This is a genomic window from Streptomyces sp. NPDC090741 (assembly GCF_044769045.1).
In the GTDB taxonomy this organism is placed as follows: Bacteria; Actinomycetota; Actinomycetes; order Streptomycetales; family Streptomycetaceae; genus Streptomyces.
In genome coordinates this window covers 145001-159434 of record NZ_JBIVXF010000010.1, presented here as the reverse complement: position 1 = coordinate 159434, position 14434 = coordinate 145001, and the positions used below count along the sequence as shown (strand labels likewise).

Annotated in this window: 13 protein-coding genes and 2 pseudogenes; 6 read left to right on the top strand and 9 right to left on the bottom strand. The window is 73.8% G+C overall.

All coding sequences use genetic code 11. The features are described 5' to 3' along the window. Positions 1-42 precede the first annotated feature (42 nt). The 6 genes and pseudogenes from ACIQU4_RS26385 (at position 43) to ACIQU4_RS26360 (ending at position 5561) form a co-directional block, all read left to right on the top strand. On the top strand, positions 43-810 hold the full coding sequence (locus ACIQU4_RS26385; RefSeq protein ID WP_403735381.1) for a hypothetical protein: 768 nt from the start codon (positions 43-45) through the stop codon (positions 808-810). Beyond that, positions 792-1259, top strand: coding sequence for a hypothetical protein (locus ACIQU4_RS26380; RefSeq protein WP_403735378.1), 468 nt, complete (start codon positions 792-794; stop codon positions 1257-1259). Before ACIQU4_RS26385 ends, ACIQU4_RS26380 begins: the two co-directional genes overlap by 19 nt. Before the next feature lie 66 nt (positions 1260-1325). Further along, positions 1326-1610 carry a hypothetical protein gene (locus ACIQU4_RS26375; protein ID WP_403735375.1) on the top strand — a complete coding sequence of 95 codons (285 nt, stop codon included), beginning with the start codon at positions 1326-1328 and terminating at the stop codon, positions 1608-1610. Positions 1611-1731: 121 nt separating this feature from the next. Further along, positions 1732-1920, top strand: a pseudogene (locus ACIQU4_RS26370) (aquaporin); the annotation flags it as partial. 123 nt (positions 1921-2043) lie between these two features. Beyond that, positions 2044-2475: pseudogene (locus ACIQU4_RS26365) on the top strand (arsenate reductase ArsC); the annotation flags it as partial. A gap of 158 nt (positions 2476-2633) precedes the next feature. Next, positions 2634-5561, top strand: coding sequence for a BTAD domain-containing putative transcriptional regulator (locus ACIQU4_RS26360; RefSeq protein ID WP_403735372.1), 2928 nt, complete (start codon positions 2634-2636; stop codon positions 5559-5561). Positions 5562-5658: 97 nt separating this feature from the next. Here ACIQU4_RS26360 and ACIQU4_RS26355 read toward each other — a convergent pair whose 3' ends face one another. The 9 genes from ACIQU4_RS26355 to ACIQU4_RS26315 all read right to left on the bottom strand — a co-directional run bounded on the left by ACIQU4_RS26355 (position 5659) and on the right by ACIQU4_RS26315 (position 14331). Next, positions 5659-5835: a hypothetical protein gene (locus ACIQU4_RS26355; protein WP_403735369.1), complete on the bottom strand. Its 177-nt coding sequence runs from the start codon at positions 5833-5835 to the stop codon at positions 5659-5661. Positions 5836-5915: 80 nt separating this feature from the next. Then, positions 5916-6131 carry a hypothetical protein gene (locus ACIQU4_RS26350; protein WP_403735366.1) on the bottom strand — a complete coding sequence of 72 codons (216 nt, stop codon included), beginning with the start codon at positions 6129-6131 and terminating at the stop codon, positions 5916-5918. Between the two features lie 123 nt (positions 6132-6254). Continuing rightward, on the bottom strand, positions 6255-7634 hold the full coding sequence (locus ACIQU4_RS26345; RefSeq protein WP_403735363.1) for a helix-turn-helix domain-containing protein: 1380 nt from the start codon (positions 7632-7634) through the stop codon (positions 6255-6257). 192 nt (positions 7635-7826) lie between these two features. Further along, complete coding sequence (gntA, locus tag ACIQU4_RS26340) at positions 7827-8519, bottom strand: guanitoxin biosynthesis heme-dependent pre-guanitoxin N-hydroxylase GntA (protein WP_403735361.1); 693 nt, start codon at positions 8517-8519, stop codon at positions 7827-7829. Further along, positions 8516-10528 (bottom strand): hypothetical protein, encoded by a 2013-nt coding sequence (locus ACIQU4_RS26335; RefSeq protein WP_403735359.1) that lies wholly within the window; start codon positions 10526-10528, stop codon positions 8516-8518. Before ACIQU4_RS26335 ends, gntA begins: the two co-directional genes overlap by 4 nt. Beyond that, positions 10525-11370, bottom strand: a complete 846-nt coding sequence (locus tag ACIQU4_RS26330) for a hypothetical protein (protein ID WP_403735356.1) — start codon at positions 11368-11370, stop codon at positions 10525-10527. Before ACIQU4_RS26330 ends, ACIQU4_RS26335 begins: the two co-directional genes overlap by 4 nt. 4 nt (positions 11371-11374) lie before the next feature. Continuing rightward, on the bottom strand, positions 11375-12106 hold the full coding sequence (locus tag ACIQU4_RS26325) for a class I SAM-dependent DNA methyltransferase (protein WP_403735353.1): 732 nt from the start codon (positions 12104-12106) through the stop codon (positions 11375-11377). A gap of 53 nt (positions 12107-12159) precedes the next feature. After that, positions 12160-13407, bottom strand: coding sequence for an ATP-grasp domain-containing protein (locus ACIQU4_RS26320; protein ID WP_403735350.1), 1248 nt, complete (start codon positions 13405-13407; stop codon positions 12160-12162). Between the two features lie 108 nt (positions 13408-13515). Next, positions 13516-14331 carry a 4'-phosphopantetheinyl transferase family protein gene (locus tag ACIQU4_RS26315; RefSeq protein ID WP_403735347.1) on the bottom strand — a complete coding sequence of 272 codons (816 nt, stop codon included), beginning with the start codon at positions 14329-14331 and terminating at the stop codon, positions 13516-13518. Positions 14332-14434 lie beyond the last annotated feature (103 nt).

Sequence of the window (14434 nt, the reverse complement as noted above, 5' to 3'; positions counted from 1 at the left end):
ACCGCGCTGTTCATCCGCACCTACCACGGTGACGTCGCCTGGTTGCGCTACGCGCTGGCCGCCATTCGGACGTGGTGCCGGGGCTTCTCGGAGGTGGTCGTCGTCACCCCGCGGACCGGGGCGGCCGCCGTGCGCCGGTCCGTCGGCGACGGGGTCCGCCTGGAGGTGGGCCCGGACCACCGCGACGACTACCTGGGCCAGCAGGTCAGCAAGCTGTACGCGGACCAGCTCACCGATGCCGACCTCATCTGCCACGTCGACTCCGATATGGTCTTCTTCCGCCCCGTCACCCCCGCCGACCTGCTCGTGGACGGGCGTCCGTGGATCGTCCGCCGCCCCGTCACCGAACTCGGCCGGCACCGGCCCTGGCTCGCACCGACGCAGGACTTCCTGGGCCACCAGGTGTTCTTCGACTTCATGCAGCACCCGCCCTTCACCTATCCGCGCGCGCTGTACGGGGAGCTGCGCGCCCTGTGCGCGGACCGCCACAGGATCCCGCTCGACCGATACGTGGCGGGCCGCCCGCCGCGCGGGTTCTCCGAGTTCAACGCGCTCGGCGCGCACGCCCACGCGGCTCACCGGGCGTCGTTCACCTGGTACGACGCGAGCTCCGGCGCGGCGCCGGAGCTGTGCCGCTGGTACTGGAGCAGGGCGGGCATCGGCACCCGCCTGCGCGAGGAGCTGGACCGGGTGGTCACCGGACCGGTCGGCGTAACGGAGTGGTGGACCCCTACCACGGCTGGAAGCGTGGCAGCCGCGCCATCTCACGACAGCGGAGAGAGGTACCCGAAGTGGAACAGGCACAGCTGACGCTCGACGAGGTACTCGAATACGTCAAGAACAGGCCGGACACGACGCGCACCTACCAGGTCCCGCAGGGGGTGATCGCCGCCCTCCCTCTGACCGAGCCACCTCACATGCGGCTCCTGGGCGCGTCGGAGATCCAGGAACTGGCCGACTACCTCGACACCTCGCCGAGCTCGCTCAAGGGCCCCTTCAAGGTGTTCGACGCCACGTGTTCCTCCTGCGGGCGTCGCATCACGTTCCTCGACTTCGCGAAGACCGCGGTGGACCTGGGCATGCACGCGAAGGAGGCCCTGCGCGACGTACTGACGGGCAAGAACGGCGAATGGATCACCATCCGCGGCCGCGACGGCGGCCGCCCGGTGGCCTGCGCCCAGTGCGGCCACGACGTCCCGCGCCTGAAGACGAACGGCTCGTACTCCGAGTACTCGTCGAGCTCGTACGCGTACGCCTGACCCCCGCCAGCGTCAGTCTCCCCGGCCGCCGCCGGGGAGGCGGTGGCCGGGGAGGGCGAGTCTGCAATGTCGATGGGTCGTTACTCCGTTTCAGTCCGCCCGCCGAGTTCGCCCGGGCGGACACTGACGCTGGGAGCCGAACTCCTGTTCTGGATCGGGGACTGGCTCACCGACCTCGGCGATCGCATTGCCCAGGACCCCCACGTCCACCGGCACGGCGAAAGCCTCCTCGGTGACATGGTCGGATTCTTCGACCCCAGACGCACGGACCGGCCCATGCACGCGTTCTGCGTCGTCGCCGTCGAACCGATCTTCCACCACGACCGCTGGCGGAAGCGGCCGGCGAAGTAGTCTCCGGCTCAGCCCGCTGCGCAGACTCATGGGAGCGGCCTGGGTCCGGCTGCGTGCCGCCCGGACCTGGCCGACGTGCTGACGCAGCACGAACGGAGACGGAAACAACGCCGCCGAGGCCATCGGGACCGGGCTTCTGACGGCCGTGGTGATCGGCTCCCGGATCCAGGCGACCGAGCTGTCCGACGACGTCGGCGTCCAGTTGCTCGCCAACTCCCTCGCCACCGTCTGCGGCCTGGGCGTACTCATTCTGCTGCTCGGTCCGGTCTCCGGCGCGCACTTCAACCCGGTGGTCACCCTCGCCGCCTGGTTCACCGGCCGCCACAATCCGGACGATCGCCGCCCGCCACGGGGGCGAGGTCCCCGTCCCGCGGACCGAGCCCGCGCGCGCCGTCTCCTGACCGATCCGTACCCCCGACAAAGCCCCCTGCCCATGAGCTCCTGCGCCGCCCCGCGTTCCTCCGTGCCGATCGTCTGCGTCCACAACGCCGACCGCTCCCAGATGGCCGCCGCCTTTCTCACCCACCTCGCCGACGACCGCATCGAGGTCCGCTCCGCCGGCTCGGCCCACGCCGCCGCCGTCAACCCCGCGGTCGTGGGGACGATGTGCGCGGTCGGCATCGACATCTCCGCCGAGACGCCCGAAATCCTCACCACCGAGGCCGTCCGCGCCTCGGACGTCATCGTCACCATGGGCTGCGGGGACTCCTGCCCCGTCTTCCCCGGCAAGCGCTACCTCGACTGGAAGCTCGACGACCCGGCCGGCCAGGGCGTCGACGCGGTCCGTCCGGTCCGCGACCGGATCAGGACGCTGGTGGAGGGCCTGATCACCGAGATCGCGGCCGCCTGGACTGCGGCGACGTTTCATTTTCATCATCATCTCACGGCCCAAGAGGTGGATCCTCGGCCCGGTGAATCGCGTCTTGCAGAGGACCACAGGCGTCATGTGCCTGTGTTGGTACCGGCTGTTGCGAGGAGAACCACCAAGTGGCTGGAGCATTCCGATTCGAAATACTCGGCGCGGTGCGCGCATACCGGGGGGACGTCGAGCTGCGGGTGGGGCCGCCGCAGCAGCAGGCGTTACTGTCGCTTCTGCTGCTGCGGGGGAACCAGCCCGTCTCCATGGCGCAGATCGTCGGGGCGTTGTGGGCGGACGAGCCGCCTGCCCGGGCAGTGACCACCGTCCGCACGTACGTGTGGCGGCTGCGGAAGCTGCTGGGCCCGGGGAATGCCTCGCCGACCGCCCTGGAGCTGGCCGGTGACGGCTACCGGCTGACGGTGCCCGACGGGGCACTGGACCTCTGCCGGGCGGAAGGGCTGGCGGCCGCGGCGGCGCGCGCCACCTCCGACGGCCGGACGGCGGAGGGCGCCCGGCTGCTGGCGCAGGCGTTGGAGCTGTGGCAGGCGGAGCCGCTGGCCGGGGTGCCTGGGCCGTTCGCGGAGCGGCAGCGGGTGCGCCTGGAGGAGTTACGGCTGACCTTGTGCGAGGAGCACTTCGAGCTCGCCCTGGCGCTGGGCCGGCACCGCTCGGCCATTGCGGATCTGGTCGAACTGACCGAGGCGTACCCGCTGCGGGAGCGTCCCTACGGCCTGCTGATGCGGGCGCTGCACAAGGCGGGGCGGCAGGCCGATGCCCTGGCGGTGTTCGGGCGGGTGCGGGACCTGCTGATCGAGGAACAGGGCATCGAACCCGGGCCGGAGCTGACCGAGGTGCACCGTCGGATCCTCGTCGGCGATCCCGTGCAGGCCGGACCGGAGCCGGTGCCGTCTGTTGCGGCGTCAGCGCCGGAGCCGTCGCCGGAGCCGGGCGTGGTGGGGGCCGGGACCGAGGGCGTGGTGCCCGCCCAGCTGCCTTACGACGCGCCGGACTTCGTCGGACGGCGCGATCAGGTCGACGTCTGGCACGCGCTGCTGACCGAGCCGGTGCGCCGGACGCCGGTCGTGCTGGCCGCCGCGGGAATGGGGGGCGTCGGCAAGACCTGCCTCGCCCTGTACGTCGCCCATCGGGCGCGCTCCCACTACCCGGACGGCCAGCTCCATGCCGATCTGCGGGGCATCGGGCCCGACCCGGCGAAACCGGGTTTCGTCCTGGCCGGGTTCCTGACGGCCCTGGGGATGCCGGAGGACCAGGTCCCGGACGGCGTCGAGGACCGGGGCAGGCTCTTCCGGTCGCTGATCGACGGGCGGCGGCTGCTGATCGTCCTGGACAACGCCCGGGACGCCGCCCAGGTCCGCGAACTCATCCCCGGGTCACCCAGTTGCGCGGTCGTCATCACGAGCAGGTCGCCCATGTTCGACCTGCCGTTGACGTCCCAGCTGCTGCTGGAGCCGTTCCGCACCGACGAGGCACTGGAGCTGATCGGGGCGATCATCGGCCGGGAGCGGCTGGCCGCGCAGCGGGAGGAGGCGCTGCGGCTGGTCGAGGCCTGCGGCCATCTGCCCCTCGCGGTGCGGATCGTGGCCGCCCGGCTGTCGGCGCGGCCCTCGTGGCCGGTGGCGACGCTGACCGCGCGCCTGGCGGACGAGCAGCGGCGCATCGCCGAGCTGCGGATCGGCACGCTGGCCATCGACGCCGTCTTCGAACTGGGCTACCAGCAGCTCACCGACGCCCAGGCGAGGGCGTTCCGGTTGGTCTCCCTGGCCGGTGCGGCGGACATCGGGGTGCCGACGGCCGCCGCGGCACTGGGCGTCGACGAATCGACGGCGGAGGACCTGCTGGAGTCGCTGACCGATGCCGCGATGGTGGAGTCGGCCAAGCCCGGCCGCTACGGTTTCCACGACCTGGTGCGGGTCTTCGCCCGGCAGCGTGCCGAGTCGCACGACCCCGCGGAGGCGGCGGAGGCCTTCGGCAGCCTGCTGGACTTCCTGCTGGCGACGGCCGCCAGTGCCTTCCCGCACGCGATCCCCGGCGACGCGGTGGCGAACGCCTTCGGTCCGCTGCGCTCGGGCGGGCTGGAGTTCGGCGACGTGCACGCCGCCCGGGCCTGGGTGGTGACGGAGATCGACGGCCTGATGGCGGCCGCGCTGAGCACCGTCGCCCTGCGGCTGCCGGGCGCGGCCGGGGACCGGCTCGCCGGCGCGGTCGACCTGCTGCTCGCGGTCAGCCCGTTCACCCCCGCCGTCTGGTACGAGCGGATGGCGCCGGTGGCGCTGACGCTGACCGAGGCCGCGGAGCTGAGCGGCTGCCGGCGGACCATCGGGCGGTCGCGGATGCTGTGCAGCGGCATCGCCCTGCGCGCGGACAGGATCGAGGAGGCGGGGCGGCACGCCGAGCTGTCCGTGGCGGCGGCCCGTGCCGCGGGCGACGTCTACACGCTCCGCCAGGCCCTCAACGACCTTGGGCTGGTCGCCCAGTTCCTCCGCCGCTTCGAGGAGGCGGCGGCCTGCTACGACGAGGCGATCGCCCTGGCGCACACCCTGGGCCACCGGTCCGGTGCAGCGGTGACGAGCGTCAACGCGGCGCTGGCCCGGGTGCGCAGCGGGTCTCCCGCGGAGGCGGTTCCCGCTTGTGAGTCCGCGCTGTTGGTCATGGAGGAGTTGGAGGACCAGGTCGGGGCGGCGTACGCGTTGTACGTGCTCGGGTTGGCGCTGCACGGGGTGGGCCGCTTCGAGGAGGCGGTGGTGCGCTACGGCGAGGCCCTGGCGGTATGCCGGGCGGCCGGGCTGCGGGAGCGGGAGGCACAGGTGCTGTACCGGCTGGCGGAGACGCTGCGGCGGACCGGGCGGGTGCCGGAGGCGCTGGAGCACGCGGCCGCGGCGGTCGAGCGCTGCGAGGAGGCGTGCTCGGAGCGCGACCGGGCGCAGGCTTCGGTGGCGATGGGGCGGGCGCTTGCGGACCTGGGTGAGACGTACCGGGCCCGGGAGCAGCTGGAGCAGGCCCACGGCGTCTTCACACGGCTCGGGCTGCCCGACGCGGCCGACGTGTCGGAGCTGCTGGCCACCTTGGCCTGACCGGGGTTCCCGTTACGGGGGACGGGAATTCCGGGTGCGGAACAGCCGCCCGGCGCGGGGTACCCGCGCTGCCGGACGGCCGTCCCTGGAGCGTGCGTCAGATGATGGGTCCCCGCGGAGTGAAGTCCGACCCGGTGTTGTTGACGGCGATGGTGCGGCCACCGCCCGCCGCGACGAGGTCGGGGGCGGAACCGGCTCCCGCGAGGCACAGGACGGCCGCGGCCAGAAGGGTCAGCAGGCCGAGGGCGGGGCGGGCGGTGGGCAGCTTGGACATGGGTGGTCCTCCTTGACGGTCACCACCGGTGGTCCACCGGTGGGTGCTGGGGGGCGGTGCGGTGATGCCGACGGGTCGCGTCAGCAGCACAGCGGGATGTCGCGCTCGGGGCGCAGGCTCTGGTGCCCGGTCGGCAGGACATCGCGGTCCGCCGTCGAGGTGAGGGCGATGTGGACGGGACACAGGGCCAGCAGCAGGGCCAGGACCACCGCGCGGGCCGTCAGCCGGGGGAAAGGTCTGGTGGCGGCGACCCGGAGGGTGGGGGCACCGGTGGAGCGGCTGGGGACGTGCGACATGCGGAGCGCTACTTTCGTCGGGGCATGGACCGGGGAGAGGGAACGCGGAGAGGGTTGCGGCCCTTCCCGGCCTGTCGTGTCCGACGCTAGTCGCCGACGATCAACACAGGATCAGCAGCCGATCTATGCCCGGGCCGAACCCTGTTGACCGAGGTCGCCGCTGCCGGACACCCCGGTGGATGCGCCGGCGGCAGGGAGCAGGCTGCTGCGCTGGCCGAGGCAGCGCAGGCTCTGCCGGTACGCCCACACGGCCCGCTCGGTGCGCCCGGAGCGCTCCAGCAGCTCGCCGAGGTCGTTCCACGCGGACGCGGCCTGCCGGTCGGCTTCGGAGGCCTCCAGCAGGAGCGCGGCCCGCTCGCAGCCGGCTTCGGCCGCCGCGACTTCGCCGAGCTGCAGTTGGGCGCCCGCCAGCACCAGAAGGGTCCGGGCCGTCTCCAGCCGGTGCCCGGACCCCAGCAGCTCCAGGGCCCGGCGGGCGTGCCGCTCCGCCTGGGGGGCGTCGGACTCCAGCAGGCAGGCGCGGGCCAGCGAGGTCTCGCAGTAGGCCATGTCGACGGTGCTGCCGTGGTCGGCGAGGGCCTCCGCGCTGCGGGTCAGCTGCGCCTTGGCCTCCGCGATGTCGCCGGTCTCCGACTGCATGAGCACCGACGCGTAGGCGTTGCGCAGCCGGGACAGGGCACGGGCGTCGTCACCCTCGGAGTAGATGGCCAGGGCGCGTTCCAGCAGGAGCAGGGCGTCGGCGGACTCACCGCTGCGGTGCGCCACCACTCCGGCGTTCCAGTACGCGGCGCCCAGGGCCTTGCGGTCGCTGACCCCCTCGGCCTCCTCGATGGCGGTCCGGGCCAGTGCGGCGGCACGGTGCAGGTCGCCGCGTTCGCAGTGCAGTCCGACGAGTGTGGCCAGCAGTTCGACGCCCAGCACGGTCGGGGTGATCCGGAGCCTGCGGGCCTCCTCCAGGGTGGTGGTGGCCAGGTCGACGGCGTGGGCGAGGTCGCCCATCTCGCGGTGGCAGCGGCACAGCGCCACCGCGACCGCGAGCCGCGGCACCAGGGACTGCCCGTACCCGGCGTGGTCGAGCAGCGCCTGGTAGCGCTCGGCGGCCTCCTCCAGCCGGCCGTCGTGCTCCAGCGCCTGGGCCACGCCGTACTCGGCGGAGAGCCGGACCGCGTCCTTGCCCTGGGCGGCGGCCGCGTCGCGGACCGCGGTGAAGGTGTCCAGCGCGGTCTTCGGGTCGCCGTTGCGCAGGCTGATCTCCGCGTAGCGCAGATCGGTCTGGAGGGTGTCGGGCCGATCGGTCGCCACCATCTCCAGCAGGTGCTCGGGCGGGCAGCCGAGCCGGGCGGCGATCTGCTCCAGCACCTCCGGGGAGGGGGTCCGCTTGCCGGCCTCCAGCAGCGAGATGTAGCTCGGGGAAAGCTCCGTGCCGGCCAGGTCCATCTGCGACAGGCCCGCCTCCCGGCGCAGCCGGCGGATCCGTGACCCCAGAGCCTGCGATTCCGCCATGGCGGCTTCCCCTTCATTGTGACTGACTGCGGGACAGAACGAGTGAATATACTCGGTCAAGACCGGGCGGTACCAGGTCGGACCGGGTGGGACCCGGTGGTGCGTCAGTCGCCGGCGTGCTGGGGCCGGCCCTCGGGGGCGGGTGGCGGCGCGGTGGTCGGCCCGGTACGGGTCCGGCCGGTGGCGCAGGCTTCAGTCGTGCCAGTCAAACGGGCACGTCCAGTGCGGGGAAACTGCGCGGCCGGAGTACTGCCGTGCTTCGGAGATCTCGCCGTGCTCGGCGAGCATCGGGTTCACATCGCCCTGGAGCGCCACTTCCTTGCCGCGTATTTTCGTCTGCATTCCCTGGTAGACGCCGGTGTGCTTGAGTTCGGCGAACTGGCGGTGGGAATTGAAGACCAGAACGGGATGGGCGAAGCGCCGGGAGATGCGCGAGGCGCGGCGGTGCAGGCCGATGACGAAGAAGGGGTGGCCGCCGATGCTGATCCCGAACCGGGGGTCGCGCGGGTCGGGCGAGACCTCGCGGGCCCACGGGTGGTCCGCGCGGTCGGCCCGGTGGAGTGCGTTCAGCTGCTGCCAGAGCAACTCCTCGAACACCTCCTCGTCCGCCGGATCGGACCGCGTGAAGATGGCCGCGAAGGAGTGGAAGCGTCCGGGGCCCGCCAGTGGGCCGGTGACGAACCGTACGAGGTCCGTGCGGAGCCGGTGCAGGTCCTCGCGGTCGCCCAGGGTCCCGTAGACGCCGGTGGCCAGTTCACCGCGCTGGAGTGCGGCGCGGGCGCCCAGGCAGGTGAACGTGTCGGCGCGCAGCCAGGCGGTGAAGCGCTCCACGGCCTCCTCGGCGTGCCCGGGCTGCTCTCGGCCGGGCGTGTTCCGTTCCGTCATCGCCCGCTCCAGCCGCGGTCGGCGAGCGCCCGCAGGACCGCTTCTCGGCGGCGGCGGCGTTCGTCGCGCAGGGGGCCGTCGTCCGTACGGAGGAACTCCGCGCGTACGGTGAGCGAGAGGTGCCCGGCGGGCACCCGCCCGCCCTGCAGCAGGTCCTTCACCGCGACCCGCCGGTCCTCGGTGCCGCCGGCCCGGGCGACGACCCGCAGGACCTCGCCGGCCGAGACGGCCTCGGGCACGACGACGCTGACGTTGAACGCCGGCGGCGGGAGCGGCTCCGGGATCCGCACGGTGGGCGGGACCGGCGCGGGGCCGCCCAGCAGGTCCAGGTCGAGTTCGGCGCAGCACACCCGCTCCCCCGCGGCGTCGGCGAGGGCCGCGGTCTCCTCGGAGAGGACCCCGGCCCGGCCCACCGCGGTGCCGCGGACGCGGACGGTGAAGGAGGCGCCCGCCGCGAACTCCGCGTGGGGTTCGGGCGTCAGCTCGAGTGCCTCGTGGCCGGCCGCGGCGGCCGCCGTCCGTAGAAGGCCGTTCAGGTCGGCGAAGCCCGCGGTCCGTGGCCGGGGTTCGACCAGGGACGGGGGCGCGACGGCTCCGGCGAGGACGGCGGCGATCCGCCAGGACTCGTCCCCGAGCGCGGCGGAGCGCGAGACCTGGCCGACTTCGAAGACGTGGGCCGCTCCGGTCCGGCGCAGCGCTCGGCCCGCGACGACGAGCAGGCCGGGCAGCAGCGAACCGCGCACCCGCATGGCGCGCAGTCCGGCCCGCCCGTGCACGGTGACGGTCTCGGCCGCCGGTGGGGTGCCGACCGCGCCGAGAGGCTCGCCGGAGCGCAGCAGCACGGGGGTGGTAACCTGCTGCAGCCCCCGTCTCAGGGCGGCCGTGGTGAGGCCGCGGCGCAGCAGGCGCGCCCGGTCCGGCCACGGGCCGGCGGCGGAGGGCGGCAGTCGGCGCAGCAGCGTCGGGTAGCCGCGGACCCGGGCGGCCTCCCCCGCCAGCGCGGGGACACCGTCCAGGTCCGGCCGGGCGGCGGGCACCGTGACGTGCAGCGGGTGGCCTTCCTCGGGAGGCGCGACGACCGCTCCGCCGGCGGTCAGCAGGGCGGCCAGCGTCGCGAGGTCGAGGTCCGGGTCGACCAGGCGGCGCAGTTCTCCGGGGTCCGGGCGCAGCACGCGCGGTGCGGGCGCGGACGCGCCGGCCCCGCCGGCCGCCGTGACGGTGCCGCCCGCCCAGTCGGTGACGAGCGCGACGAGGCGGGCCACCGCCCGGTCGCAGGACCGCGGGTCGTGTCCCCGTACGGCGGGGGGCCCGTCAGCGTCGGGGCACGGGCCGGGCCCGGGGGCGGGGTGCGCTGCCGCCGGGTCGAGCCACCAGGCCCACACCAGGGTGTCGCGGCCGTCGGCGGGGACGGCTGCCGCCGGGGTGTCCCGTCCGAGGACGGCCACGGTGTGTTCGCCGGCGCGGAGCAGCAGTCCTCCAGGGGGCGGCCCGGCGGGATCCGCGGGATCGGCGGGGCCCGCGGAGCGCAGTCGCAGGCCGGTGAGGTCGAGTTCCCCGGCGTCGGCCGCGCCGAGGGGCTGCCCCGTCTCGAGCCCGACGTACGCCGCCAGGTCGGCCACGGTTCCGGTGATCGGCACGCCCGCCGCGCGCAGCCGGTCCGCTGCCGCCCCCGGCAGGCGGACCTCGCCCGGGAGCCGGACGACGGCAGCCGCCACGCGGCCGGGGAGGCCGTCCTCCGCCGCCAGGACGAGGCCGTCCGGGAGGGGCGTCGATCGCTGGGATGCCGACCGCTGGGGCGCGGTCGGCCCGGCCGCGTTGCGGGCGCGGACCTCGGCGGCCAGTCCGCGGACGGAGCCGAGGTGGGCGAGCTCGGGCGGGGGCAGGACCTCCACCACGCGATCGGCGTGCAACCCTGCGCGAGCTCCGCTCTCGTGGAGGTGGTCCAGGAGGGCGGCGCGGTCGACGGGGCCGCCGCACTCCTGCTCCAGCCAGGCGAGGGGGATCTTCACGGTCGGTCGGTTCCTTTCTGCGGCGGCCCCGCCGGCAGCCCGGCGTGGTCGAACTGCTCCAGCAGGCGCACGTCGTTGACCAGCAGTTCCCGGATGTCGGTCAGTCCGTGGGTGAGTCTGAGCAGGCGCTCGACGGAGCAGCCGAAGCTCAGCCCCACGACCTCGTGCGGGTCGTAGCCCCCGGCGGTGAGCACCTCGTCGCGCAGCAGGCCGCCGGCGCCGATCTCGATGCGTCCGCGGCCCTCGCACTCATCGCAGCCCGGGGCGCAGCGGGGGCAGGCCACGTCCACGGCGAACCCAGGTGAGGCGAAGGGGTAATCGCCGCGGCGCACGCGCCACGGATGTCCATGTCCGAACAGGCCGGACACCAGGCGGTCGAAGAGCCCCATGAGGTCCGGCAGGCCCGCGCCCGGCTGGACCACCAGTCCGTCGATCTGGGTGAACTGGGAGCCCGAGTAGGGGGAGGAGAGTTCGTTGCGGAAGCAGGTGCCCACGAGCAGGGTGCGCAGCGGCCCGGGGGCGGCGGCCCGCATGGCCTGCGGGCCGCCGGACGTGGCGTGGGTGCGCAGGACCAGGTCGGGGGCCGGGAAGAAGCTCAGGCGGGTCCTGGTCGGGTGGTCCTGCGGGTAGCCGAGCACGTCGAAGTTGTCGCGGGCCGACTCCAGCAGGGGCAGGTCGACGACGTCGAAGCCGAGCGGCACGAACAGGTCCCCGATCCGGTCCACGAGGGCCGCCACCGGATGGGGCCGCCCGGTGTGCGGCCCGGCCGGCGGCAGCCCGGGGTCGCAGCGGGCGTCGGCCACCTCCGGGGTCAGGGCGGCGGGGGCCCGTTCGTCCGGCACGGTGTCAGCCCGCCTTGCGGTAAACGCCGATGTGGTTCTCGGAGTACGTGTCGTAGGGGACGTTGCCCCAGTCGCCCCAGCGCTCGCTGAGCTCGAGTCCGGCGATCCTGGCCATGAGGTCGAGCTCGGAGGGCCACGTGTACCGCAGGAAGGCCGGGTAGAGCTTGATGCCGTCCTCCCGGATCTCGACGTGGTTCTCCTTGATGTGCTGGGTGGCCCGGTCGAAGGTGTCGGCCTCGATGCGGACGTGGTCGAGTCCGACGTCGTACACGTGGGCGCGGCCGTTGAAGCGGAAGCGGGTCGGGTCGGGCACGAAGGTCTCGACGACGAAGAGCCCGCCGGGCTCCAGGTGGGCGGCCACCGATTCGAAGCACTGGATCTGCTCCTCCTGGGTCTGCAACGCGTACAGCGAGTTGAGCAGCAAGAAGATGAGGGAGTAGCGGCGCTCGGAGGTGAAGTCGGCGATGTTGCCGATGGACACCTCGATGGAGTCGCCGCCGGGCTTGGTGCGCATCACGTCGACGATCTCGGGGGACGCGTCGAGCCCGTCGAGGGGGACGCCGCGCTGCGCGAGCGGGAGGGCGACGCGGCCGGTCCCGATGGCGAGTTCGAGGGCCCGGCCGCCGCCGGCGCGCTTGGCGAGGAAGTCGACGGCTCCCTCGGGCTGCGGCCAGTCGATCTCGTCGTACACGCTCTTCCAGCGGGGGCCGTACGTCTCGGGCTTCCAGTCGGTCATGTTGTTGGCCTTTCTCGTGGTCCGGGGTGGTGCGGTGGGGTCGGGCGGTGGGGTCAGGAACCGAGGACGCGCAGCTCGTGGTGGGCCAGGAGCAGGCGGTCCTCGACCTCGTCGGCGTGCGGGCCGGTGGCCATGACGTAACCGACCCGCCCGTAGAGGTCCTGCGGAGGGGGCGTCACCGTCTCGCCGCGCGGGCGCAGCTCCCCGATCTCGTGGATCCAGGGGCGGGCGCGCAGCGCGGGGGCTTCGGCGAGGCCGTCGAAGCGCTGGCGGGTGCGGGGGTAGAGGAAGCGGATGCCGGCCGAGCGGTCGCCGCTGGAAGCGATCTCCGGCTCGCGGCCCAGTGCGGCGGCGGTGAGCAGGGAGCCCAGGCGCACCCCTCGGGCCAGCTCCACGATGCGGGAGGCGATGTCGCCGCCCGGTCGCGCGTTGAGCTCGATGATGCGCGGTCCCGCCGGGGTCATCTTGACCTCGACGTGGGCCACGGTGCGGTCGATCCCGGCGGCGAGGACGCTGCGGCAGGCGAGGTCGAACCCCTCGGTCATCTCGGCCCGGCCCAGGGTGCCGTGTCCGGTGATGAAGCCGGCCTCGACCGGGTAGGGGTCGTAGGCCCAGATCTTGCGGGCCCAGGAGACGGGGGTGGCCGTGCCGTCGTGTACGAGGCAGTCCACGTCGAATTCGAAACCCTCCAGGAATTCCTCGACGAGGATCCCCTCGCTTTCGAGACCCATCTTGTCCGCGTGCAGCGCGGCGTCGAAAGCGGCGTCGAACTCGGATTCCTCGTCCACCCGGCGCACGCCGGCGCTGCCGGACAGGCCGCGCGGTTTGACGATCAGCGGGTAGCCGATGTCGCGGGCGGCCCGGCGGGCCGCGTCCAGGTCGTGGACGAGGTGGGAGCGGGTCGGGGAGATGCCGGTGTCGGCGAGCAGGGTGCGCTGGCGGTGCTTGTCGCGTGCCAGCTCGGCCGCGGCGACCGGCACGCCCGGCAGTCCCAGGGCGCGGGCCAGGCGTGCCGCGGTGACGACCATGGTCTCCTCGTAGGTGACCACGGCCGCGACCCGGCGGCGTGCCAGCAGGGCCTTCGCCGCCCGCAGGGCGTCGTCGTCGGTGTCACCGCCTGCGGAGGCGTCGAAGACCGCGCAGTCCTGGACCCAGTGCAGCTGCCAGGTCGGCGGTTCGGGGTTGAGCAGGACGAGGTCGGCGTCCGCGGCCATCTGGGCCAGCAGGCGCTCGTGGCCGGCGCGGTAGCCCGACCCCACGACGAGCAGCGTCTCACGGCTGCCCGCACGGTCGTGTGTCACGTGTCTTCCTCTCGGTCCGGTCGGGTTCCGCAGTCGCCGATCGGGGTGGGTAAAAGAGAGTCAAATATCTCTGCGACTCGCTGTCAAGATTAGTCAGTAATGCAGTCACTAATATTCTTGCGCAGGCAGCCGGAGGGTCCGGACGGTCACGACCGGCGTACGGGGCGGCTCGTCCTGCGCCGCGATGGCGAGGGCCGCACGGTGGCCGGGCGGCAGGTCGAGGTCGGCGAACGCCCAGCCCCGGACGGTCGGCTCCGGCCCCTTCCCGCCGGCGGCCGCGTCGGCGGCCAGACCCACGCACGGGCCGGCCAGTCCGCCGGGCAGCCCCGTGCCGATGGCCTTCAGGTAGGCCTCCTTCCGCACCCAGCAGCTGAGGAAGCCCTCCTCCCGCCGCTCGGGCGGGAGTTCGGCGAGCGCCGCGCGTTCGGCCGGGTGCAGCCGCCGGATCATGCCGTCGAGGGGGCTGTCGGGGTGGCGGAAGGCTCGTGACTCGACGTCGACGCCGACGGTGACCGCGGCGAGCGCGACGACGGCCAGGTCGCTCGCTCGGGACAGCGAGAACTCGACGGCCTGCCCGTCGCCCGCCGTCCTGGGCCGCCCGTGCGGCCCGGCGCAGTGCGGCAGGCCGCAGGGCTCGCGGGTCAGGCGCACCTCCCGGGGCCGGATGCCGAGGCATCCGCCGAGGACGGTCCGCAGCGCGAGGTGCGAGGCGACGTAGCGGCGCCGCGCGGGGGCGTCCTGGAACGCGGCCGCCCGGGCCCGCTCCCCCCGGTCGAGCACCCGCTCGTGACGGGCGTCGGGCACGGAGTCCAGGGGGACGACCCAGACGGCGGCCTCGCCCGGTCCCGGCAGGTCGCCGCGTGCGGGCCGGCCGTCCCGCGTCGTCGCGGCCGGCGGTGCGTACCGTGGTGGCTCGGGGCGCATTCGGGGCTCCTTCACGGACGTGTCTCCCAGGGCGTGTCTTTCGGATCAGGTCGGGTCAGCCCGCGGTTTCCGGTCCCGGGCGCCGCGGGCCTGGGGATACCTC